At 54.3% G+C, this 20,577-nt stretch carries 20 protein-coding genes and 2 tRNA genes; 8 read left to right on the forward strand and 14 right to left on the reverse strand.

Annotated elements, in window-relative coordinates:
• Positions 1 to 19: 19 nt before the first annotated feature.
• From IEW52_RS11690 to IEW52_RS11705, 4 genes are all read right to left on the reverse strand, one after another.
• Positions 20 to 1,600 carry a methyl-accepting chemotaxis protein gene (locus tag IEW52_RS11690; RefSeq protein WP_188630259.1) on the reverse strand — a complete coding sequence of 527 codons (1,581 nt, stop codon included), beginning with the start codon at positions 1,598 to 1,600 and terminating at the stop codon, positions 20 to 22.
• A gap of 275 nt (positions 1,601 to 1,875) precedes the next feature.
• Positions 1,876 to 3,339, reverse strand: a complete 1,464-nt coding sequence (locus IEW52_RS11695) for a sodium:solute symporter family protein (protein ID WP_188630260.1) — start codon at positions 3,337 to 3,339, stop codon at positions 1,876 to 1,878.
• A gap of 378 nt (positions 3,340 to 3,717) precedes the next feature.
• Complete coding sequence (locus tag IEW52_RS11700; protein WP_188630261.1) at positions 3,718 to 4,929, reverse strand: M24 family metallopeptidase; 1,212 nt, start codon at positions 4,927 to 4,929, stop codon at positions 3,718 to 3,720.
• A 170-nt stretch (positions 4,930 to 5,099) separates the two neighbouring features.
• On the reverse strand, positions 5,100 to 5,477 hold the full coding sequence (locus IEW52_RS11705; protein WP_188630262.1) for a diacylglycerol kinase: 378 nt from the start codon (positions 5,475 to 5,477) through the stop codon (positions 5,100 to 5,102).
• A 205-nt stretch (positions 5,478 to 5,682) separates the two neighbouring features.
• Between IEW52_RS11705 and IEW52_RS11710 the strand changes: the two genes are divergently transcribed.
• Complete coding sequence (locus tag IEW52_RS11710) at positions 5,683 to 7,404, forward strand: phosphoethanolamine transferase (RefSeq protein WP_229667922.1); 1,722 nt, start codon at positions 5,683 to 5,685, stop codon at positions 7,402 to 7,404.
• Here the strand turns inward: IEW52_RS11710 and IEW52_RS11715 are convergent.
• From IEW52_RS11715 to IEW52_RS11730, 4 genes are all read right to left on the reverse strand, one after another.
• A complete protein-coding gene (locus IEW52_RS11715) occupies positions 7,386 to 8,639 on the reverse strand; it encodes a sensor histidine kinase (RefSeq protein ID WP_188630263.1) in 1,254 nt (417 codons plus the stop codon). The two genes, IEW52_RS11710 and IEW52_RS11715, sit on opposite strands and share 19 nt — an antisense overlap.
• Position 8,640: 1 nt before the next feature.
• Positions 8,641 to 9,315, reverse strand: a complete 675-nt coding sequence (locus tag IEW52_RS11720) for a response regulator transcription factor (protein ID WP_188630264.1) — start codon at positions 9,313 to 9,315, stop codon at positions 8,641 to 8,643.
• A 9-nt stretch (positions 9,316 to 9,324) separates the two neighbouring features.
• Positions 9,325 to 10,062: a UDP-2,3-diacylglucosamine diphosphatase gene (gene lpxH, locus IEW52_RS11725; protein ID WP_188630265.1), complete on the reverse strand. Its 738-nt coding sequence runs from the start codon at positions 10,060 to 10,062 to the stop codon at positions 9,325 to 9,327.
• A gap of 87 nt (positions 10,063 to 10,149) precedes the next feature.
• The gene (locus IEW52_RS11730) at positions 10,150 to 10,647 is read right to left on the reverse strand and encodes a peptidylprolyl isomerase (protein ID WP_188630266.1); all 498 of its coding nucleotides are present in this window, start codon (positions 10,645 to 10,647) and stop codon (positions 10,150 to 10,152) included.
• A 161-nt stretch (positions 10,648 to 10,808) separates the two neighbouring features.
• On the opposite strand from IEW52_RS11730, the gene cysS reads away from it, so the two are divergent.
• From cysS to IEW52_RS11745, 3 genes are all read left to right on the forward strand, one after another.
• The gene (gene cysS / locus IEW52_RS11735; protein ID WP_188630267.1) at positions 10,809 to 12,188 is read left to right on the forward strand and encodes a cysteine--tRNA ligase; all 1,380 of its coding nucleotides are present in this window, start codon (positions 10,809 to 10,811) and stop codon (positions 12,186 to 12,188) included.
• A 112-nt stretch (positions 12,189 to 12,300) separates the two neighbouring features.
• The gene (locus tag IEW52_RS11740; protein ID WP_188630268.1) at positions 12,301 to 12,603 is read left to right on the forward strand and encodes a hypothetical protein; all 303 of its coding nucleotides are present in this window, start codon (positions 12,301 to 12,303) and stop codon (positions 12,601 to 12,603) included.
• Positions 12,604 to 13,058: 455 nt separating this feature from the next.
• Positions 13,059 to 13,403: a hypothetical protein gene (locus IEW52_RS11745; RefSeq protein WP_188630269.1), complete on the forward strand. Its 345-nt coding sequence runs from the start codon at positions 13,059 to 13,061 to the stop codon at positions 13,401 to 13,403.
• 127 nt (positions 13,404 to 13,530) lie between these two features.
• Here the strand turns inward: IEW52_RS11745 and IEW52_RS11750 are convergent, their stop codons facing one another.
• A complete protein-coding gene (locus IEW52_RS11750) occupies positions 13,531 to 14,355 on the reverse strand; it encodes an ion transporter (protein ID WP_188630270.1) in 825 nt (274 codons plus the stop codon).
• Positions 14,356 to 14,383: 28 nt separating this feature from the next.
• Positions 14,384 to 15,241 carry a bifunctional methylenetetrahydrofolate dehydrogenase/methenyltetrahydrofolate cyclohydrolase FolD gene (gene folD / locus IEW52_RS11755; protein ID WP_188630271.1) on the reverse strand — a complete coding sequence of 286 codons (858 nt, stop codon included), beginning with the start codon at positions 15,239 to 15,241 and terminating at the stop codon, positions 14,384 to 14,386.
• Between the two features lie 252 nt (positions 15,242 to 15,493).
• On the opposite strand from folD, the gene IEW52_RS11760 reads away from it, so the two are divergent.
• Both IEW52_RS11760 and IEW52_RS11765 read left to right on the forward strand, forming a co-directional pair.
• A tRNA-Arg gene (locus IEW52_RS11760) sits at positions 15,494 to 15,570 on the forward strand.
• A gap of 6 nt (positions 15,571 to 15,576) precedes the next feature.
• A tRNA-His gene (locus IEW52_RS11765) sits at positions 15,577 to 15,652 on the forward strand.
• Positions 15,653 to 15,668: 16 nt separating this feature from the next.
• On the opposite strand, the gene IEW52_RS11770 is transcribed toward IEW52_RS11765, so the two are convergent.
• From IEW52_RS11770 to pspA, 4 genes are read right to left on the reverse strand one after another with little or no spacing between them, the layout of a single operon-like run.
• On the reverse strand, positions 15,669 to 16,349 hold the full coding sequence (locus IEW52_RS11770) for a tellurite resistance TerB family protein (protein WP_188630272.1): 681 nt from the start codon (positions 16,347 to 16,349) through the stop codon (positions 15,669 to 15,671).
• Between the two features lie 30 nt (positions 16,350 to 16,379).
• Positions 16,380 to 16,769, reverse strand: coding sequence for an envelope stress response membrane protein PspC (gene pspC, locus IEW52_RS11775; protein WP_188630273.1), 390 nt, complete (start codon positions 16,767 to 16,769; stop codon positions 16,380 to 16,382).
• Positions 16,754 to 16,987 carry an envelope stress response membrane protein PspB gene (gene pspB, locus IEW52_RS11780; protein ID WP_188630274.1) on the reverse strand — a complete coding sequence of 78 codons (234 nt, stop codon included), beginning with the start codon at positions 16,985 to 16,987 and terminating at the stop codon, positions 16,754 to 16,756. Before pspB ends, pspC begins: the two co-directional genes overlap by 16 nt.
• A complete protein-coding gene (gene pspA, locus IEW52_RS11785) occupies positions 16,987 to 17,652 on the reverse strand; it encodes a phage shock protein PspA (protein ID WP_188630275.1) in 666 nt (221 codons plus the stop codon). Before pspA ends, pspB begins: the two co-directional genes overlap by 1 nt.
• Positions 17,653 to 17,966: 314 nt before the next feature.
• Here pspA and pspF point away from each other — a divergent pair, with 314 nt between their 5' ends.
• Both pspF and IEW52_RS11795 read left to right on the forward strand, forming a co-directional pair.
• Positions 17,967 to 18,971: a phage shock protein operon transcriptional activator gene (gene pspF, locus IEW52_RS11790; protein ID WP_188630276.1), complete on the forward strand. Its 1,005-nt coding sequence runs from the start codon at positions 17,967 to 17,969 to the stop codon at positions 18,969 to 18,971.
• 2 nt (positions 18,972 to 18,973) lie between these two features.
• A complete protein-coding gene (locus tag IEW52_RS11795; RefSeq protein WP_188630277.1) occupies positions 18,974 to 20,575 on the forward strand; it encodes an ABC transporter substrate-binding protein in 1,602 nt (533 codons plus the stop codon).
• The last annotated feature ends 2 nt before the right edge of the window (positions 20,576 to 20,577 follow it).

Consider the following 20,577-nt stretch of genomic DNA (forward strand, 5'->3'; position numbering starts at 1 on the left):
CAATAACAGCACTGAATATTCAGGCGTTCAGTCGCTGAGTCCAGAACTGGCGGAACAGCTCTCTCAGGCCCCCCGTCAGCTTGACCACCTCATTGCAGCGTTCGCGGTTGTCCCGTCCGCTGTCGACATGGCTGTTGGCCGCTACCCGTATATTGCTGATACTGCTGTTGATTTCTTCGCTGACGCTTCTTTGCTGATCTGCCGCCGTGGCAATCTGATGATTCATCTCGGTGATGTCTTTTACCCGCAGACCTATTCCCTCCAGTGCTCCGGCCGCCTGCTGGGCATGTAATACACTGTTCTGGGCCTGTTCACGACTTGTTGCCATCGCGGCCACCGCATCCTGAGTGCCCTGCTGCAGCGCCGAAATCATTTGCTGAATATTGGCGGTAGACTGCTGGGTTCGTCCGGCCAGATTGCGCACCTCGTCGGCCACCACCGCAAAACCGCGGCCTTGCTCGCCGGCTCGGGCCGCTTCAATAGCTGCATTAAGTGCCAGCAAGTTGGTTTGTTCGGCTATTTCACCGATCACATCCAACACCACGGAAATATCACGGCCATGATCTTCCAACTGATGAATCACCCCGGCTGCCTGCTCGATTTTCTGCTCCAGTACATGAATAGAAGCACTGGTTTCTGCCACCAGTTGCCGCCCGGTCTCGGTGTCCTGGTCGGCCTGTGCAGCGGCGGCTGCCGCCTGTTGGGCACTATCGGCCACGTTTTGAATGCTGTGCACCATCTCGTTGATGGCGGTGGCAATCTGTTCGGTATCGGCCTGCTGGTTCAGCGTCAGGCCATCACTGCTGATCAATTCATCCTGCAAGTCACGAGTGTGGCTACCCAGTCGTTCGGCCGCGTCTGACAAACGGCCCAGTACGGCGCCGGCTTCGGCCTGGGCCATTTGCAAGGCAAAGTCAATCTGGCCCAGCTCATCCTGACGACCGGTATAAGCCTGCTGACTCAGCGGGTTATTGGCATAGTGTCGGGCACGGTCAGCCAGACGACGCAACGGCCTCAATAATGCCATATTCAGCAGCATTGACGCCGCGCCACCCACCGATGCCATCGCCAGCCCCACCTCCAGGGTGCCCCCCGTCAAGACTGTTAGCGCCAGCACCACCCCGGCGAGCAAAGCACCATTGGCCATTGCCAACCAGCCACTCAACCCCGGCCGTGAAGAAAAACGCATTTTTCCTGTGCGCAGCCGACCATATAGCTGTTCGGCGGCCTGTATCTGCTCTGGCTCGGCACGGGTGCGCACCGATTGAAATTCCACTATTTTTCCATCACGCTGAATGGGCGTGACGTACGCATTTACCCAATAGTGATCACCGTTCTTGCAACGGTTCTTGACCAGCCCCATCCAGGAGCTTCCTCCCTTCAAGGTGGCCCACATATGTTCGAAAGTAGCCGCTGGCATATCCGGGTGGCGAATAATATTGTGGGGGTGGTTTTGCAATTCGTGCGCTTCATAGCCACTGAAATCAATAAATGACTGATTCATATAAGTAATATGACTACTTGGAGAGGTGGTAGACAATATGTTTACTCCCTCGGGTAACTCAACATTCCTACCGCTCACAGACCTTTTACTGCGCATTATTTATCTTCCTTGTGGTTTTATTCCCGTACTTGGTCTGTCACGCTTTAATATCGGCCCAAGCAAGGGCTGACGCTGACTTAAAACGTAAACATTATCCATTTTAAAATGACGTTTTTATGACCAAGCAAAATGATATCCATCCAGAGCTCACCAGTATACAAAACAAACAAGAAACGGCAGTTTATTCACCAAAACAATGATACATATCAATTGTTTTCACCCATAAAAAAACCCAGCCAGGCTGGGTTTTTACTTACAACGTAATTAACAGATTAATAACTGCGAGCCATGGCGGTATTGCCCACGTTTTGCGTTATTTTGCTGACAGCAACATAGATCACACTGGATGCCAGACACCCATAGAGCGGCCCTTCTACCCAGCCCACGTCGGTAAACAACAGGAAGCTGCCACTGGTCACCAGGCCGGTAAACATGGCTGCCAGGGCGCCGTAGGCATTTCCCTGCCAAAAAGAAGAAATAAACACAGGACCAATCATCACCGCCAGCAAGGTACCCGAGCCAAGAATACCCAGCCAGGACAACATGAAGGGCGGTGCAAACAGCATCATCAGGAAGCCGACGAAACCGAGAATCGCCACCCAGCTGCGGTTGATCCACAGGATACGTTCGTTGCTAGCCTTGCTATCGGGAAACAGTGCGGTGCGCAAATCGTGGGACGCAGCACTAGAGACCGTATGCAACAACGAGTTGGCGGTCGACTTCATGGCAAACAGAATGAACAGCGTGATGATCCCCGCCAATGCCGGGTGCAGGAAGTTGGCCAGATAGACCGGCATTGCCTGATCAGAGTCCGCCAGTTCGGGATGCGCGATGCGTACATACATACCGATAATGGGCACCAGACTCAGCAAACAGCCCATGGGGGCAACCCAAATCGCCACCTGATGCATCTTGACCGTGGGCTTGAATGCCAGAAAACGCACCGCCATATAGGGCAGAACGGCGGTAAACAAGAAGGCATAAGGCAATACCAGAAATACCGAGCTCTTGCTTTCACCGTAAGGCGCAGCGGTGGACGGATTGAGCAACTCGGGATCCACCGCATTCAGGCGCTCTATAAACTCCATCAGATTCACATCGCTGAACACCTGCACCATCATCACAATGGCTCCCAGCCCCATCCCCATCACCATCAGGGTATCGGTCCAGGCTACGGCGGCCAGCCCGCCCAGCATGGTGTAAAGAATAATCACCGATATCATCAGCAGTGCACTTTCACTCAGGCTGATCCCCAGCCAGGAGGCACCCAGCAGCCCCACCGCCTTGATCTGGCTGGTTAAAAACACCAGCAGCAGCACTATGGTGATCACGGCGGCCACGCCTTTTACCCAGCGCTCCATTCCCGAACCGCCGCCATGCACCTGAGAGACATACTCGGGTATGGTACAGCTGCCCAGCTCTTCGGCGCGACGACGCAAAAAATGCGCAAAATACAACACCGCGATCACCATGGCCGGCGCAAAAAAGAAATTACCCAGCACTTCTACCGAGCCAAACTCGTAGGCTACGCCAGGAGAGCCCATGAACCCCCAACCACTAAAGCCGGTGGCCACTATGGTACCGGCCCCCACAAACGGGCCCAGACTGCGCCCGGCCACCAGAAAGCCGGAAGCATCACTGTCTTTGATAGCTCGGCTGGACAGATAGCCGATCAAGATCAGGACGGCAAAAGATCCCAGTAACAGACCCCAGTTCAACCATTGATAATTATCCATCATACATTCCCTTTAACTCAGATTATTGAGTGGCAAACCCTGCTGTTCAGTCATCATGACCGGGCTTGCGGATGAACTGTCGATAGCCATAAGCCAATACGGCCCATACCAGAATGGCGGCATTCAAATAAACAAAGCTGCCCATAGTCCAGGAGTGAGACAACATAATTTCTACCTCTTTGAGCGACGTGTATTCACGCTGGTTGCACAATCCCTGATTCCACCGGTAGTCACCGGCCTCACCAGAAGTAGTTCGGCAATAACGAGTCTCGGTTATTGCCGATGACTGCAGATAATGATTAACAAGCCGACGTCATCAATCGTGCGGATTGATCCTTGCAGGCAAAAAAGGCCCGCCTGATTGGCGAGCCTTTTTCATTAACCCTTGATGATGTTGTATTCTGGTCCGAATGGGAAACGGGTGATGTTTTCAACTCCGCTGTCGCTGATCACCAGAATATCGTGTTCACGATAACCACCGGCACCCGGCATGCCTTCCGGCAGCATGATCATCGGCTCCATCGATACCACCATGCCCGGCTCCAGTACCGTTTCAATATCTTCGCGCAGCTCCAGTCCGGCTTCACGACCGTAATAGTGGCTCAGGGTACCGAAAGAGTGACCATAACCGAAGGTGCGATACTGCAACGCATCCTGCTCGGCGAAAATCTCGTTCAGCTCATGGGCGATGTCACAGCAGCGTGTACCGGCTTTAATCAATTCCAGACCACGGCGATGTACTTTACAGTTCAGCTCCCACAGCTCCAGGTGACGGTCGGACACATGCTCGCTGAACAGGGTCCGTTCCAGGGCGGTGTAGTAACCGCCAATCATCGGGAAGGTGTTCAGGCTGAGAATATCACCGGCTTCAATCTTGCGGCTGGTTACCGGGTTGTGGGCACCGTCGGTATTGATACCGGACTGGAACCACACCCAGGTGTCCATCAGCTCGCCATGGGGGAAGGTTTTGGCAATTTCGCGCACCATGGCCTGAGTACCCGCCAGTGCCACTTCGTATTCCGGCACGCCCACGCCAATGGCGTCACGAATGGCGGCGCCGCCCACATCGGCCACCCGCGCACCCTGCTTGATCAGGGCGATTTCTTCTGCCGACTTGATCATGCGCATCTTCATGGTGGGGACACCGATATCGACGAATTCGGCTTCCGGCAGCGCCGCCTTGAGCTTGTCCAGATTTTGCAGATTGATGTGGTCAAATTCCACACCCACACGACGCGCGCCGCCAATCAGCGACTTGACCGCATAAAAGAAGTTGTCTTTCTGCCAGTCGGTGTACACCAGGTTGTCACCCAGGGCGTTGCGACGGTAAGGCTGGCCGCCGTCTATGTTGGCGGTAATGGTAGTATGAATATCCTGGGTCACGGCCAGACCATAGTCACGGCCAAAGCGGCAGTACACGAAGTCACTGAAATAGTTGATGTTGTGATAAGAGGTAAACAGCACGGCGTCTACGTCGTTGCTGGCCATGTAGCCGCGCAGTTTAGCCTGGCGTGACGCCATTTCCTGCTTGGAAAACATACCCTGGACTTTTTCGCCGTTGGGAATATTCAAGGTGTTTGGCATTTTCATGTTAAGGCATCCTTCCTGTATGACAGTAACTAAGGGTTAGTTGCGCCGCTCTTCTAACCGGACCAAGCGCATACCCAGATACTAGATTCGCTCTTGTCATAACAGAAATGAATACTTTAAATCAGATCATAAAAATTGTTAATACAGTGTTAATTTTATTAACTCTTCAGTCAGGATGCTGGCTCTAGCGAATCCCACAAAATCAAACCCCAGGTGATGGCGGCCAGCAACAGCGTCAGCAACACCGCCGCCGAGCCGATGTCTTTGGCCCGGCCCGACAGTTCATGGTATTCAGGACCGATTCGATCCACCACAGATTCTATCGCCGAGTTGAGCAGCTCCACTATCGGCACCAGCATCAGGCTGCCGATCAGCAACACTTTTTCTACCGGCCCCACATTCCAGACCAGGGCGACGGGCAACAATATTGCCAGCAACCAGCATTCCTGACGAAAGGCCGCCTCGTGCCGATAGGCCGCCTTCAGACCCTGCATTGAGTAGCCACCGGCAGCCACAATGCGCGCCACTCCTGTTTTTCCTGGTTTCATAACAAGCGATTCCATTTTTACTGTGTGAGTTTACCAGGCTGCAAGCCGGTAATGATGTTCGACGCAAGGCGCACGATTATATCCAGTTTGCACAACGGCAAGTGAAAAAAAGGTCGAAGCAGACCGCTCTCTTTGACCTTTTTTTTACCTCTTGGGCCTTAGCATGAAATACGTACCCTCATTTACCTCTGACTGGAGTTTGCTCATGGCCCTATTATCTTCCGCGTCGGCGCCGACATCGCCACCAGGTTCAACCCCCGATAACACGCCCACCAGGCCCATGTTTTCGCTAACACCGGCGCGACTGGTATTAGTCAGCGCCTGTTATTTTTTTCTGGTGCTCAATGTGGCCCTGCTGGCCAAGCTGCTCGGCATCATCAACGGGCTGGAGCAGGTCAGTGTTGGCTTTGTATTGACCATACCGCTGTTTTTTATCGCCTGCTTCAACGCTATCTTCAGTCTGTTTACCGCTTTTCGCTGCGAAAAACCGGTGTTGATATTTTTTATTCTGCTCTCGTCACTGCTCAGCTATGCCATGTACAACTACGGCACCATAGTCGATAGAGACATGATAGTGAACGTACTGGAAACCAACTCCGGTGAGGCCAAATCTTACCTGAACCTGCCCGCCGTGCTCTGGTTTGTATTTACCGGCGTACTGCCCGCGGCGCTGATTATGAAACTGCACATCAAACGCAGCACCGTACTGCGCGAACTGTTGATGAAGCTGACCTCCATTATCGCCTCGGCGCTGGTGATTGTGCTCATCGCCACCTTTTACTACAAAGACTACGCCTCGGTGGGCAGAAACAACGCCTACCTCAACAAGATGATCATTCCCACCCACTTCACCCACAGCCTGTATGGCTATGTGCGCGATACCTATTTCAAGGAAGAGATTCCCTATCGTCCACTGGGTGAAGATGCTGCGCTCACGCAGCAGGCACCCGCCGACCGCAAGCAGCTACTGGTGTTGATGGTGGGTGAAACCGCCCGGGCCGACAACTTCCAGTACGGTGGCTATGAACGAGACACCAATGCCTTTACCCAGCCGCTGGGGGTGACCTATTTTCAGCAGGTATCGTCCTGTGGCACCGCCACCGCAGTGTCGGTACCCTGCATGTTTTCGCGTCTGTCCAAGCCGGACTTTTCCGATAGTCAGGCCAGCAATCAAGACAACCTGATGGACATAGTACAAAGAGCCGGCATTAATACCGTGTGGCTGGAGAACGACGGCGGCTGCAAAGGCGTGTGCGAGCGCATCAAGACCATTGAATTCAAGCCCGATGCCAACAATCCGGTGTGTGACGGGGACTATTGCCAGGATCAGGTGCTGCTGGATGGCTTAACTGCCCAGCTCGACCAGCTTGATGCGCAACACAACATCATAGTGCTGCACATGGTGGGCAGCCACGGGCCGACCTATTACAAGCGTTATCCGAAGGAATTCTCTCACTTTCAGCCCGATTGTCAGCGCAGCGATATCCAGAATTGCGACGCTCGCCAGCTGAACAATACCTATGACAATACCTTGTATTATTCCGATTACATTATGAGCGAAGTAATCAAGCGGTTGCAGCAACGCCAGGATCTGAGCACCGGCATGTTGTATGTCTCGGATCACGGGGAATCACTGGGTGAATCCGGGCTGTATCTGCACGGTATGCCCTATTCGCTGGCGCCCACAGAGCAGACCCATGTGCCTATGCTGACCTGGTTCTCCGACGCCTTTGTGGCCGACAAGCAACTGGATACCCGCTGTTTGCAGCAAGCCGCCACCAGCAACGCCTATTCACACGACAACCTGTTTGACTCTATTCTGGGCTTGATGGATGTGTCGACCGGGCTTTATCAGGCCAAACTGGATGTATTCAATCGCTGTCGTGGCCAGGGCAAGCTGGCGCTGAATCAGGCCTCGTCAAAGTAAACCGTTACCTGAGTGCCTCTGCCATCAGGGCTGGATAATGCCAACCGCCAGCCCTGATGCTCGCAAATACGCTCCACAATCGCCAACCCCAGCCCAAAGCCGGCGGGATTGGCGGCACTCACTCCCCGCTTACGCACTTGCTGTTGTGCATCCATGGCAATACCACTACCGGTATCCCTGACCCGCAGCGTATGCGCATCCAATTGCACCCGAATTTCTCCCTGCAGAGTGTGCTGCACAGCATTGCGTAACAGGTTATTCAGCACCGCAACCATCATGGTGGCGGGTCGCTGCCCTGCCTCACCCTTCACTTCCAGCTTCAGCGTAAGTCCTCGGGCATCGGCCAGCGGCTGCCAGTGTGCCAATTGCCGAGCGACAATATCCGCCAGCGGTTGCTCGTCGTTTTTGCCCGACAGGGAGTCGGGAGTACGGGAAAGCTGTAAAAACAGCTCGGTCTGTTGCTGCATTTGCAGCAAGGCGCCGTCGATTCGCTGTAACTGACGCAGTTCGGCGGCACTGGGGTCTCCTTCCTTGAGCATATCCACCGCGCCACGAATCACCATCATGGGCGTGCGCAGTTCATGACTGGCGTTGGCAGAAAACTGCTGCTCCCTTAACAGCAACTCGTTGACCCGCAACACATAGTGATCGAAGCTGCGCGCCAACTGCCCGGTTTCATCACTGGGATAATTCATTTCCAACCGGCTGCCGGGCTGTTGCGGCAAACGGCCCACTTCTGCAGCCAGTCGCGATACCGGCTGCAATATCTGCCGGCTCAAACGCCGAGACAGCACAAAGCCCAGCCCCCACACCAGCAAGACACCAAACCCGACCCCGATAAACACCAGCAATTCGTAGCGTTCAAACTCGCTCTGATCCTGTACCAGCACATGTACCCAGGCCCCGTCGTGGCGCACCAGCAGGTTATAGGCCTTGTTGGCAGACAGCACTTCGTGCCCGCCCTGAGGGTAGCCACGAAACATCTCTGGCAACAGTTGCTGATCGGAGCGAGGTAACTTGTAGTAGGTGGTATCCGTCATCGGCAGCACCAGCGGCGTGGTCACGTCTTGATGGTTATGGATTTGATCAGTCAAATCACTTTGCAGGTGGTTGTAAAACAAGGTGTCTTCAAACCAGAAGATCAGCAACACCATGCCTAGCGCCGCCAGCGAGCTGATGGCCACTATTACCAGATTCAACGCCAGTTGCAGCCGTGATTTAATGGTCATCGACATGTTATTTATCCTCGACGGCCAGCCGATATCCCTGGCCGTGCACCGTGTGCAGCAAGGCGCGCTCGAAGGGCTTGTCGAGCTGGCTGCGCAGTAAATAAATATGCGACTTGAGGCCGTCGCTGTCCGGTGGGTCATCGGCCCACAGCTGATCGATCAGGGTTTCCCGGCTCACCACATGGGGCGAATGGCGCATCAGGATCTCCAGCAACTTCAAACATTTGGGATTCAGGCTAACGGCCTGCCCGTCACGACAGGCCTGGCGCAGATCGAGATCCAGGGTGACATCGGCCACCTTGAGCTGCCTGACTTGCTGTTTTTGGCTGCGTTTAAGCACCGCCTGAATACGCGACCACAACTCGGGCAGGGCAAAAGGTTTGACCAGATAATCATCGGCGCCCACCTCAAAGCCACCCAGCTTGTCGTCCAGGGTATCGCGGGCGGTCAGCATCACCACCGGCAGCGGGTTTTGCTCGGCGCGCAGCTGCGCGCACAGCGCCAGGCCATCCAGCCCCGGCAAAGACAAATCCAGCACCAGCAAATCATACTCCTGTTGCCGGATCTGGTTCAGGGCCGCGGTGCCGTTATACAGGGCATCCACCACGCAGTGTTTCAAGGTAAGGTAATCAACGATATTCACCAGAATATCCGGATTGTCTTCCACAACCAGTATCCGCATGGGGGCTCCTCAGCTTGCGGGCAAATCTCGATTTTGCAACTCAACCCCTTGAGGGCTGACCACCAGCACGCTGCCCTGGGTATACCAGTCGCCGAGTACGATGCGCCGCGCCGGTTGCTGTTTTATATATAGTTGATGAATGGCGGGCCTGTGGGTGTGGCCATGGATCAGCGAATGTACCTGGTAGCGCTGCATTTGCCGCTCTACTTCGGCCTGATTCACATCCATCACCTGCATCACCTTTACTTCTTTTGACTGGGCGCTTTTACTGCGAATACCGTCGGCAATGTTCATGCGAAAGGTCAGCGGCAGCCGTAAAAACAACCATTGCAGCCAGCCCCAGCGAGTAATGCGCCGGTAACGCTGATAACCCGCATCATCAATACACAGAGTATCACCGTGCATAATCAGGGTGCGCTCACCATACAGGTCAATCACCTTGTGTTCCGGCAACAGGGTCACACCGGCTTGTCGGGCAAAGCGCCGCCCCACCATGAAGTCGCGGTTGCCATGAATAAAATACACAGGCGTACCCTGCTCGACACAGGCTTTAAAGGCGGCCGCCACTTCGTCGTTCAAGGGGCTGGGCTCATCATCGCCAATAGAGAATTCGAACAAGTCCCCCAGCACATAGAGCGCATCGGCGTGCACCGCTTCCTGTTGCATAAAGCGTAAAAACGCCGCGGTAATATCCGGGCGCCCGGCGCTCAGATGCAAGTCGGCAATAAACAGAGTGGTCTGATTCAAGGGCTGGCTCGTGGTTGAAAAAGGGTTAAAAAAGCCCGCTCGAGGCGGGCATGTTTTATGGGTATGCAGCGTATTCGGCAAGCTGCCTTATTCGCTAACGGTCACATTGGTGATCACGACATCTTCTACCGGTACGTCCTGGTGTACATAGCCGCGAGTGCCGGTGGCCACGTCTTTGATCTTGTTGACCACGTCCATGCCTTCAACCACTTCACCGAATACGCAGTAGCCGTAGCCCTGGCTGGTAGCAGATTTGAAGTTCAGAAAATCGTTGTCGTTGACGTTGATAAAGAACTGGGCAGTGGCGGAGTGCGGTTCCATGGTACGGGCCATCGCCACCGTGCCTACCTTGTTGGACAAGCCGTTGTCGGCTTCGTTTTTAACGGGCTTGCGTGTTTCTTTTTCTTCGAAGCCCGGGCCAAAGCCGCCGCCCTGAACCATGAAACCGTCGATAACGCGGTGAAACAGGGTGTTGTCGTAATGACCATCGCGGCAATATTGCAGGAAGTTGGCTACCGTTTCCGGAGCCTTGTCGGCAAACAGGTTCAAAGTGATGTCGCCGTGATTAGTATGCAGTGTGACCATAATAGTTATCCAGTATCCAGATTAAGTCGATTCAGAGCTCGATTTTAACGCAAGCAGTCCCGTTAGCGAACCCCCAAGAGTCGCAAGGCTTGCACCAAATTGCCATTAAAGGTTCAATAGTGGCGTAATTACCCCTCACAACCTGACCAAGATGCGGAATCATGCTGAAAATCTATAACTCCCTGACCCGACAAAAAGAAGAATTTATCCCTTTGGTGCCCGGCAAGGTCGGCATGTACGTCTGTGGTGTCACCATCTACGACCTGTGTCACATTGGTCATGGTCGTACCTTCGTGGCGTTTGATGTGGTTACCCGTTATTTGCGCTATCTGGGTCTGGATTTGACCTTTGTGCGCAATATCACCGACATTGACGACAAAATCATCAAACGAGCCGCCGAAAATGGCGAAAGTTGTGATGCACTGACCGAACGACTCACCGCCGACATGCATCAGGATTTTGATGCCCTGCACATTGCCCGCCCTGATATCGAGCCCAAGGCCACGCAGCATATTCCCGAAATCATTGCCATGGTGCAGCGCCTGATTGCAGACGGCCACGCCTATGTCGCCGGCAATGGCGATGTGTTGTTTGAAGTCAGCAGTTTTGCCGATTACGGCAAGCTGTCGGGCCAGGATCTGGAACAACTGCAGGCCGGATCCCGGGTAGAGGTAGAACAAAGCAAACGCAGCCCCCTGGACTTTGTGTTGTGGAAACAGTCCAAGCCCGGCGAGCCCAGCTGGGAATCCCCCTGGGGTTTGGGTCGCCCTGGCTGGCACATTGAATGCTCCGCCATGAACGGCAAGCATCTGGGCAAGCATTTTGATATTCACGGTGGTGGCTCTGATCTGCAGTTTCCCCATCATGAAAACGAAATTGCCCAAAGCTGCTGCGCCAACCACAGCCCCTATGTAAACACCTGGATGCACTCGGGTATGGTGATGGTGGATCAGGAGAAGATGTCCAAATCTCTGGGCAACTTCTTTACCATTCGCGATGTGCTGCAGCACTTTGACGGTGAAACCGTGCGTTATTTTCTGCTGTCTGGCCACTATCGCAGCCAGCTCAATTACTCGGACGACAACCTGAACAAGGCGCACAGCGCCCTGGAGCGTTTCTACACTGCGCTGCGCGATCTGCCGATAGTAGCAGCCAAGGGTGGCGAAGAATTCGTGACCCGTTTTCAGGCCGCCATGAATGACGACTTCAATACGCCGGAAGCCTATTCGGTGTTGTTTGACCTCACTCGTGAAATCAATCGCCTGAAGGGTAAAGACGACGCGACCGCCGCCGGTCTGGCCGCTCGTCTGCGTGAGCTGGCCGGGGTGCTGGGCTTGCTCAGCCAGGATCCGGAAACCTTTTTGCGCGGCAATGCCGGTGCCGATGACGAGGTAGCGGAAATAGAGCGACTGATCCAGGCGCGTCTGGACGCCCGCCAAAGCAAAGACTGGGCAGCCGCCGATGCCGCTCGCGACCAGCTGACCGCCATGGGGATAGTGCTGGAAGACGGTGCCGAGGGCACTCGCTGGCGCCGCAAGTAAGTCTGATACGCACCCAGACCTCGTTTGCAGCCGTATTGAAAAAAAACCTCAGGGCACCATAATTGGTGCCCTGTTTTTTTAAATCGTTTATCCATTAACAAGGAGACCTGCCATGCGCACTTTATTGTCTACCGTTTTGCTGACCGCCCTACTGGGTCTGACCGCCTGCGAGCCTAAAGGCCCTGCCGCCGATATTGGCGATAATATCGATCAGGTATTGGAAAATCAGGCCGCAGCAGATAGCCAGCTCAGAGATGAAGCCGCTGCGGCAACCCAATCCGAAACGGTCAGTGCTCCCGAGCCTGAAGTGATAGAGCAACAAAAAGAAGAGATCGCCATCGTCACCGAGGAAGCTTCTCAGGAGGCAGAGCAGCGTCTCAATGAAATTCTGGAAAACACCATAGAGCAGCCTTGATCGCCGCCATCAGCTTTATGCAATAAGCCGTAAGTCAAAGCAGGACGATGTTCGGCTTGGCGTACGGCGTATAACCTAAGGCTTTAACTGACGTTTACCGCTCGCCGAAAGGGGGCTTAATTTTTCCGTGCGTTCCGTGTTCTTCCGTTGCAAAAAATCGTTAGCCCTTTGTTTGGTCGGGGTTGGCTTGTTCGCTTCCCCCTTCACTTATCACTGTATTTACCTGTGGCAAATGACAGAGTTCGTCATATCCCGAGGCTGTTTTTAAGCATCCATCACGACAGCAGGCTTCGCAACTTAATATTACCCTTTGATTAATATGAATATTTATAGAAACACAAGACATTTAAATCAATTAAAACACTTGTTGTTGTGCTCATTTGTGCGCTATTAATAACAGGGTACAAAGCACATACGGCCCTGGGTCGTAATAACTATTCAGCGAGGAGCAGAAAATGAAGAAGACATGGATTAATGTATTGCTATTGGCCTCTGTGACCGCTTTTGGTCTTGCTGCCTGTGATAATAAAGGCCCTGCAGAACAAGCCGGCGAAAACCTGGACGAGTCTATTGAGCAGGTACAGGAACAAAGCCGGGAAGCGGCTGACGACACCAAAGAAGCGCTGGGCCTGGAAGAAAAAGGCACCATGGAGAAAATGGGTGAAAGCCTGGATGAAACCGCTCAGGATATTAAAGAAGGCACCAGCGAGCAGGTAGACAAAGCCACCAAGGCAATGGACGACGCAGCCGATGCGGCCGACCGCAAAATTGACGAGCTGATGGCAGAAGATAATCAGTAAACCCAACCCTGTGAAGCGCGAAGGGAACAGGGTGAAGAGAAAAACATAAACTTCATCACGACAAAAGCACCGACCTTGTGGGGTCGGTGCTTTATTTGGTCAGAGCGTATTCCCTTTACTCTTCACTCTACCCCTCTTCACTTTTGGGCTCCATTCCACCACCGCAATATTTGCAGTATTTGGCATCCTGATCGTGCCCGGTCTTGTCACATTGCGGGCAATGGCGCATATCGTACTCGCGGCGCATTTCTCGCCCCAGCTCGGCACTTAAAATACCAGTGGGTACCGCAATAATGGCGTAGCCCATCAACATGGTAACCGCAGCAATCCCCTGCCCCAGCGGCGTTTGTGGCGTAATATCACCAAACCCCACCGTGGTAATGGTCACAATGGCCCAGTAAATACTGATGGGAATACTGGTAAAGCCGTTTTCCGGCCCTTCCACCACATACAATAAAGAACCGAACAGCGTCACCAGAATAAAAAGACTGCTGAAAAAAACCATGATCTTGCGCCGGCTCTGGTTCAGCGAGCGCAACAGTACATTGGCTTCGTTGGCATAGCGAAACAGCTTCAGAATGCGAAATACCCGCAACACACGCAGCAAGCGCACCATCAGCAGAAAGTTGGCGCCAGGAATAAAGACCGCCAGATAAGACGGCATGACCGCCAATACATCGATAATGCCGTAAAAACTGCGAATATAGCCCAGTCGATTCTGCGCGCAGTAAATTCGCACCCCGTATTCCAGGGTAAATAACAGGGTAAAGGCCCATTCCAGAGCATACAGGGTATCGCCGATATGAACGCGTACCGAACTCATGGAGTCCAGCAGCAGTACTGCTATCGACAACAGAATAACGACAATCAGCGCCAGATCGAAACGGCGGCCCGCCGGGGTTTCGGTGCCAAAAATTACCGTATAAAGCACATCCTTGCTGGGCCACTGCATCCATTGTCCTTATTGGCGGAGCGCCAAATTACAGGTCGTGATATCGCTCGCAGGCGATCAGGGTATTTTCCATTAACGACGCCACCGTCATGGGGCCAACGCCACCGGGCACTGGGGTAATATAGGCGGCTCGCTCGGCAGCCACCGCATATTCCACATCACCCACCAGGCGGCCATCATCCAGCCGGTTGATGCCCACATCGATCACTACGGCACCGGGCTTGATCCAGTCACCGGGAATAAAACCGGGCTTGCCCACCGCCACAACCAGCAGATCGGCGCCCTCTACCTTGGCCTTGAGATCTTCGGTAAATCGGTGACAGGTAGTGGTGGTACAACCGGCCAGCAGCAGCTCCAGCGTCATGGGGCGCCCGACGATGTTGGACGCGCCCACCACCACGGCATTAAGACCGTGGGTCTTGATGTGGCTGCGTTCAATCAGGGTAATAATGCCCTTGGGAGTACAGGGGCGCAGCGCGGGAATACGCTGGGCCAGACGACCTATGTTGTAAGGATGAAAGCCGTCTACATCTTTGTGGGGGTGAATACGTTCAATGATCGGGGTGCTGTCTATATGATTGGGCAGGGGTAACTGCACCAGAATGCCGTCTATGGTGCTGTCCTGGTTCAGCTCGTCGATCAGCTCCAGCAATTGCTGTTCTGTGGCCTCTTTGGGCAGATCGTAAGACTTGGAAATAAACCCTACTTCTTCACAGGCTCGCCGCTTGCTGCCGACATAGACCTGAGAGGCAGGATTGGCTCCCACCAGAACAACCGCCAGTCCCGGTGCGCGTTTTCCCGCACGGGTTCGTTCGGCCACACGTTCGGCCACCTGGTTACGTACCGCCTGTGCAATCGCTTTTCCATCGATTATTTGAGCTGACATCTGCGTTGATTCTCACCTTTATAAACCTGGGGTGATTGTCGCATTTTTTCACGGCTTTGATAAGCGAGCTCCCACGGCTTTCGTCGTTGAAAATGCCCAATATTTACCCACAATGAGCAATTGGTCGCCTCAGGTGTACGAGGCAGGATAAAGCCGTTGACCCCTGTGGGGCAAATGGGTATTATGCCGCCCCGTTAGCGCAAAGTATTACCTGTCATAAGGTTAGGTTGTGCAACGAGAAAAGTAACAAAAGCGCCCTTAGCTCAGCTGGATAGAGCACCCGCCTTCTAAGCGGGTGGTCGCAGGTTCGAGTCCTGCAGGGCGCGCCATCTTTGGTGACCGTAGCTCAGTTGGTAGAGTCCCGGATTGTGATTCCGGTTGTCGCGGGTTCGAGCCCCGTCGGTCACCCCATTATTGTGCTACTCTCTTATTGCTCCATTCCCTGTACTGCCTGTTGCTCAAGATGTGCCACCAGTTCGCTTGGCAGATTCAACTTGTGCGCCAATGCCTCAAGATATGCCCGCTCTACCGCCTGATCCGGATCTATCACCAGTCGCGATGCCAGATACAGCTCCGCTGCCTGCTCTGTGCCCGACGCCGATGCGGCAATATCGTGCAACGACGATGGCGCCGACAGCATATCGAATACCAGTGCCTTTTCTGCCGCCGATAGCGACATCTCTTCTACCTGTTCAAAAATAGCCGCCTGCTCGGTAGCATCTATGTGTCCATCCGCCTTGGCCGCCCCTATCATGGCGCGCATTAACGCCAGTTGAAACGACTCGCCGTTGGCTCCCGATTGATTCGGTGAAAAACGCGCATCCAGCTCTTGCACATCGGCGGCAGTAGCAGGTTGCGCCTGGGCCGGACTCTGATTTTGTTGCCAGTTCTGGTAGGCTTTCCACGCCATGGCACCCGCGGCGGCCAGCCCGGCATATTTAAGCGTGCCGCCGGCCATCTTGCGCCCTTTCTTGCTGCCCATCAGTAACCCCAGAATGCCGCCGGTGGCCGCTCCCTTGCCAAAACCGGCGCCCTTGGCCAACCCTTTCACTTTATCCAGCCCCTGACCACTGCCCAGAAACTGGCTGATCAATTTATCTACTTGCATGGACACTCCTTGAATTGTTCGTCATTACGTTTATTTATGTTTATCCAGATCCCTGAACTCTCGACGCACCCGAAATTCCTGCGAGGTGAGCAGCCGCTCCATTTTAGCCACCCGTCCGTTCAGCCCCTGCAAACGAGTCTCGAGTTTAGTCAGCGCATCATTGGGCGACAGGCCCGACTGCCAGCCGGTGCTTTTTACATGGGCCGGCCCGGCTTCTTCCGTTTGCGGCCGATCGTCAAGCAACAGCCAGGCGGCAATATAGAGCACCAGAGTCAAAAAACTGGTAAACACCAACCCGGTGACCGCCAGTACCCGCACCAGCCAGGGCTCGACGCCGACCTTGCGCGCAATACCGGCACACACGCCACCCAACTTGCCGTTGCGTTTGTCACGATACAAATTAATCAAGGTTGACGCCATCCGGGAACCTCCTGATCCAATAGCCGCTCAAGGGTGTTCACTCGCTCGGCCAATTGTTCGGTTTGAGTCAGACTTTGCTCCAGTCGCACACGAGCGGTTTCGCCCAGCCCTTCATCCAACCGACGCTTGCTGCGATAATGCAGCACCAGCCAGATGGGCACCACCAGAAACAAAAAGATATTCAATGGGGCCACCAGGGCCCAGGCCAGCTCAGACATTAGCCCTCCTCGCTGTTATTCATCTTAGCCTTTAATTTACTCAGCTCCTGGCTGATGGCATCGTCCACTTCCAGCTCGGCAAATGATTGATCCAGCCCCTTGCTCTGGCTGTAAAGGTCAGCCTTGGCTTCCAACTCGTCTATTTTGCGCTCCATGCGATCAAACTTGTCTACCGATGAGGCAGTTTCGCTGTAGCGCACCCGCTCTTGTACCTTGATGCGGCTTTGAGCACTGCGCTCGCGCAACTGCATGGCCTGCTGCCGAGCTCTGGCATCCACCAGCTTGTCTTCCAGCGCGCTTATCGCCTGGGACAATTTATCGATGCCTTCACCCACTACCTGTTGCTCGTGATCCAGCGCCTTCAGCAGGTCGGCCTGTTTGCTTTTTTCCAGCAAGGCGGCTCGCGCCAGGTCTTCACGATCCCGACTGAGCGCCAGCTCGGCCTTGCCTTGCCATTCACTCACCCGTTCCTGATGACGATCAACCTGGCGCAACAAGTCTTTTTGCTCTGCCAGAAAACGCGCCAGGTTGGAACGCTCACGCACCAGCTCGTCTTCCATTTCCTGAATAATCAGCCGCACCATTTTGGCCGGGTCTTCGGCCTTATCCAGCAGCGAATTCAGATTGGCATTAACGATGTCTGCCAGACGAGAAAAAATACTCATGTTGATACTCCTTGATATAAAGTGACAGATGATGCCCAAAGGCAATATCGGCTGCCTGGTTATTCGCTTAGCCAGCCATTTAACTCGCTAGTGGCTTGGCTGACTTTCTACCCTTGATGCAATTCATCCTTAATGCTAACTATCCTTAATAACCAAACAATTTACAATTTTCATGCCAACTAGAAAGACAGAGTTAAGCGTTTGAAAATAAACTAAATTAATCATCCACCCTAACAACTCACCAACTGAGTCGCGGCGAATATAGCTATAATCTGGTAAATTTAACCACCCTGGTGACTTATCAAGAGGCGCTTATGCACAATGATCTGATTGGCCAATCCAATGCGCTGCTGTCGGTGCTGGAGCAAACGTCACTGTTGGCGCCATTACACAAGCCGGTGCTGGTGGTGGGTGAGCGCGGCACCGGCAAAGAGCTGGTGGCCCATCGCCTGCATTATTTGTCACCCCGCTGGCAGCAACCCTTTATTTCGCTAAATTGTGCCACCCTGGCCGAAACCTTGCTGGAAAATGAACTGTTCGGCCACGAAGTGGGCGCCTTTACCGGCGCACAAAAGCGCCATTTGGGTCGTTTTGAGCGCGCCAATGGCGGCACCCTGTTTTTAGATGAACTGGCCAGCACCAGCCCCCGGGTGCAGGAAAAGCTGCTGCGGGTGATTGAATACGGCGAATTCGAGCGGGTGGGCGGCAGTCAGGCGGTGCAGGTCGATGTAAGGCTGGTGTGTGCCACCAATCAGGATCTGCCCAGTTTGGCGCAAAAGGGCGACTTTCGGGCCGATCTGCTTGATAGACTGGCCTTTGATGTGGTTACATTGCCGCCCCTGCGCGCCAGGGACGACGATATCATTCGTCTGGCCGAGCATTTTGCCGTTAATTTATGCATGGAATTGGGCTGGCCACTGTTTGCCGGCTTTAGTGGTGCGGTACGCCAACAGTTACTCGCCCACCCCTGGCCTGGCAATGTGCGCGAGCTGAAAAACGTGATTGAACGCAGCCTGTATCGCCACGGCCAGCCAGAAGTGGCGCTCAAGGAATTGTATCTGGATCCCTTCGCCTCGCCCTGGCGACCGGGAAACCATAACCAAACCAGGGCGGATAACGCCGTAATACTGCCACTGGATATAAAAGCCCACCTGGCACAACAAGAAGTGCGCTTGCTGAAGGCGGCATTGGAGCAGACGCATTATCACCAGCGCCAGGCAGCCGAACAGCTGGGCTTGAGTTATCATCAGCTGCGTGGCCTGTTGCGTAAATACGCCGCAGAGCTTCCCCTCGGCGGGCAGGAAGAACACAAGGATTAAGTATGCGATTATGGCTTTGGGGACTGCTGACCAGCCTGTTACTGGCAGGGTGTGACAATAGCAACCAGCAACTGGCTCGAGAAAGCCTGCTGTATTGTATGGCAAGCGCACCGCTGAGTTTTAATCCGCAATTGGTTATTTCTACCGAGACCCTGGGGGCGACGGCCCATCAGTTATACGATCGTCTGCTGGACCTCGACCCGCTCACCCAGCAATTGACGCCGTCATTGGCCAGCCACTGGCAACGCAGTGACGATGGCCTGCGCTACCGTTTTACCCTGCGCGAGGGGGTCTCTTTTCACCAAACGCCCTGGTTCAGCCCCGGCCGTACCCTGACGGCAGAAGATGTGGTATTCACTTTCAGCCGTATCATGGACAAACAGCATCCTTATCACGACATTAACGGCGGTCGTTACCCGTTTTTCGACAGCGTTGACTGGTCGGGATTAGTGAGCGAAGTACGCGCCCTTGACTCGCACCAGGTCGAATTTGTATTGACCCGCCCCAATGCGGACTTTCTTGGCTATCTGGCCACGGATTATGCGGTGATATTGTCGGCAGAATATGGCGAGCAACTGCTGACGGCAGGCACCCCTGAGCAACTGGATCAACACCCGATAGGAACCGGTCCCTTTATGCTCAGTCTATACAGGCCCGATGAATTTATTCGTTATTATCCCCACCCACATTACTGGCGTGGCAGTGCCCCCATGAAGCAACTGGTCTTCGACATTACCCCCAAGTCATCCAAACGGCTGGCCAAATTACTGTCGGGTGAGTGTGATGTGATGGCCAATCCGTCGGCCAGCCAGCTGGCCGTGATCAAGCGCCACCCCGATCTTTCCCTGAGCGAAGCCCGCGGCATGAATGTGTCAGTGCTGGCACTCAATACCCAAAAAGCTCCCTTCGATGATATTCGCGTGCGCAGAGCCTTCAGCCTGGCGCTGGATCGGGAAGACCTGCTGCACGCCGTGTTCTTTGATACCGGGGAACTGGCGGGATCTTTATTACCCGCTTCTTCCTGGGGCCATGATCCCGACCTGACCATGCCACCGGCCAATCAGGCCCGCGCCCGCTGGCTGCTGAAGCTGGCTGGTCTGAATGAGGGCATCAAAATGACGCTGCTCATGCCGTCCGGCGCTCGCACCTACAACCCGGATGGCCTTAAAACCGGACAGCTGATCCAGCAACGGCTGGCCGAGCTTGGCATCAAGGTCACCCTGAAAACCATGGATGAACAACTGTTGCGCCGCGAGCTGCTGGCCGGAGAGCATGACGCTGTGCTGACCGGCTGGTCTGCCGACACCCCAAGCCCGGATAATATGTTGCGCAACTTGCTGAGTTGCCGCGCCATTGCCGCCGGCACCAACGCCAGCCGCTGGTGCAACCCGCTGTTTGAACAGCATCTGAACCTGGCACTCACCCAGCCGTCACCAGAGGAACGCTTTTGGCATTATCAACGGGCGCAAACACTGGCTTATCGAGATATGGCGGTGATTCCTCTGGTGCACAGCCAGCGATTACTGTCTTATCACCCCCAGGTAAAGGGGCTGCAGCTACTGCCTTATGGTGGCGTGTCCTTCCATAAGGCTTACAAGGAGTAACC

The organism is Oceanisphaera marina, assembly GCF_014643915.1.
Classification (GTDB): domain Bacteria; phylum Pseudomonadota; class Gammaproteobacteria; order Enterobacterales; family Aeromonadaceae; genus Oceanimonas; species Oceanimonas marina.